This window comes from Pseudochrobactrum sp. AO18b (assembly GCF_000409565.1).
Classification (GTDB): Bacteria; Pseudomonadota; Alphaproteobacteria; order Rhizobiales; family Rhizobiaceae; genus Pseudochrobactrum; species Pseudochrobactrum saccharolyticum.
In genome coordinates this window covers 1-2,489 of record NZ_ANNO01000354.1, presented here as the reverse complement: position 1 = coordinate 2,489, position 2,489 = coordinate 1, and the positions used below count along the sequence as shown (strand labels likewise).

At 54.4% G+C, this 2,489-nt stretch carries 2 protein-coding genes; one reads left to right on the top strand and one right to left on the bottom strand.

Annotated features, from left to right (window positions below; genetic code table 11):
• Positions 1-157: 157 nt before the first annotated feature.
• Positions 158-1,465, bottom strand: a complete 1,308-nt coding sequence (gene purD / locus A918_RS0113855) for a phosphoribosylamine--glycine ligase (RefSeq protein WP_245257334.1) — start codon at positions 1,463-1,465, stop codon at positions 158-160.
• 102 nt (positions 1,466-1,567) lie between these two features.
• Between purD and ubiA the strand changes: the two genes are divergently transcribed.
• Positions 1,568-2,489 (top strand): 4-hydroxybenzoate octaprenyltransferase (ubiA, locus tag A918_RS0113850; RefSeq protein WP_022711643.1); only part of this gene is annotated, 922 nt, incomplete at its 3' end.

Sequence of the window (2,489 nt, the reverse complement as noted above, 5' to 3'; positions counted from 1 at the left end):
CAAAAAAAAAAAAAAAAAAAAAAACCCCGCCGGAGAGGCGGGTTTTAAAAGCATGATCCCAAAAACTGTGAACCGGTTTTTGGATGAGATTATGCTCAAATAAAGAGTTCAAACGGGATGATAATTTAATTTAACATCATTCCGTTTGTAAAAGCGATTATCGGGCCGATTTTTCCCGCTCAACGGCGCGCCAACCAATATCCGAACGACAAAAGCCACCAACCCAGTCGATTTTAGACACAGCCTGATAGGCTTTCGCCTGAGCCTCGGAGACTGTCTTTCCGGTGGCCGTTACATTGAGAACGCGACCGCCATTAGCCAGCAGCTCGCCATCTTTATGCACAGTGCCCGCATGGAACACTTTTACATCCGGCAGCGCATCAGCCTCTTCAACGCCTTTGATGACTGTGCCTTTACGCGGGGATGCCGGATAGCCTTCCGCTGCCATCACCACGGTGAGGGCGGCATCATCGCTCCAGCGGATTGAAACCTGATCCAGCATTTTATTGACCGCTGCCAGCATGATCACCAGCAGGTCGTCTTTGAGGCGGGTCATCAGCACCTGACATTCAGGGTCGCCGAAGCGGGTATTATATTCGATCAGTTTCGGGCCGTCTTTGCCGATCATCAGACCGGCAAACAACACGCCGCTGAAAGGTGCGCCGATCTCGGCCATGCCGCGCATTGTCGGCTCAATCAGCTCCTTCATCACACGTTCCGTCATGGCTTCATCCATGATTGGCGCAGGGGAATAAGCACCCATGCCGCCGGTATTGGCACCGGTATCGCCGTCACCGACGCGCTTATGATCCTGTGCGCTGCCGAAAGGCAAGGCTGTGGTACCGTCGCAAATGCAGAAGAAGCTGGCTTCTTCGCCGTCAAGAAACTCCTCAACCACAACTTCTGCACCGGCATCACCAAAGTGGCCTTCAAAACAGGCATCCACGGCATCCAGTGCTTCTTCCAAAGTCATGGCAACGACCACGCCCTTACCGGCGGCAAGGCCATCGGCTTTAACGACAATCGGCGCACCTTGTTCGCGGATATAGGCCTTGGCCTTTGGCGCATTGTTGAAGCGGCCATAGCTGCCGGTCGGAATATCAAAACGGGCGCAGAGATCTTTGGTGAAACCTTTTGAGCCTTCCAGCTGAGCTGCGGCCTGCGAAGGGCCGAATACTTTAATGCCTGCAGCGATCAGCGGATCGGTAATACCGGCAACCAGTGGTGCTTCAGGCCCAACTACGACCAGATCAATCTCAAAGCTGTGGCAGAAGGCAATCACAGCGTCATGATCGTCAATATCCAGATCAATCAACGTGGCACATTCAGCAATGCCCGGATTGCCCGGTGTGCAATAGAGAGTGCCGAGCAGCGGAGATGCTGCCAGTTTCCAGCTGAGCGCGTGTTCACGGCCACCGGAGCCGATCAGCAGAACTTTAAGAGCGTCTGAGGGGGAGGTGGTCACAGGCATTTCTCCATATGTGCTTGAGGCTTGCTCCTCCTTTACGAAATCGGTAGAGAATTTAAAAGCATTTATGAGAATGCAACTGCGAAAGGTTTGCATAACATGGTTCAGATTCAGGCACGCGGGCAAACGGGCAAGGTTATGGACGCGCCGTCCGGCCATTGGGTCTACCGGTTATTGCCGCCAAGCCTGTGGCCTTATGCGCAGCTTGCCCGCTGGGATCGCCCGATTGGCTGGCAGTTGCTGCTCTGGCCATGCCTGTGGTCTGCAGCTCTGGTGACGAGTGCCGGTGCCAAACCCGGAGACGATATCTGGACTGTGCTGCCTTCGCTTTGGCATATGGTGCTGTTTCTGATCGGCGCAATTGCCATGCGTGGTGCCGGTTGCACACTCAATGATCTGGCGGATCAGGATATTGACGATAAGGTTGCGCGCACGCGTTCCCGCCCGCTGCCGTCCGGTCAGGTCAGCCGCAAACAGGCTTGGATATTTTTAGGCCTGCAATGTCTGGCCGGTCTTGCTGTGGTGCTGCAATTCAACTGGTTCACCGTTGCTTTGAGTTTTGCATCGTTGGTGATTGTTGCAGCCTATCCGTTTATGAAACGCATTACTGACTGGCCGCAGCTGGTGCTGGGTATGGCTTTTTCATGGGGTGCATTGGTGGCATGGTCGGCGCAAACCGGTTCTCTGTCTCTTTCGCCTGTGCTGCTTTATATCGGCGCGATCCTGTGGACGATCGGCTATGACACGATTTATGCCCATCAGGATAAGGAAGATGATGCACTGGTGGGCGTGCGCTCGACTGCCCGTTTGTTCGGCGATAAAACCAAGCTGGCGCTGATGCTGCTTTATGGCGGTGCGCTGATGTGCTTTGCCGGTGCGTTTGCCGTGGCAGAAGTGCCGATGCCTGCACTGGCCGGTCTGCTTGCCGCCGGTGTGCATCTCTACCGCCAGATCGTTGTGCTGGATATTGATAATCCTGAACAATGCCTGCGCCTGTTCCGTTCCAATAATATTGTCGGCT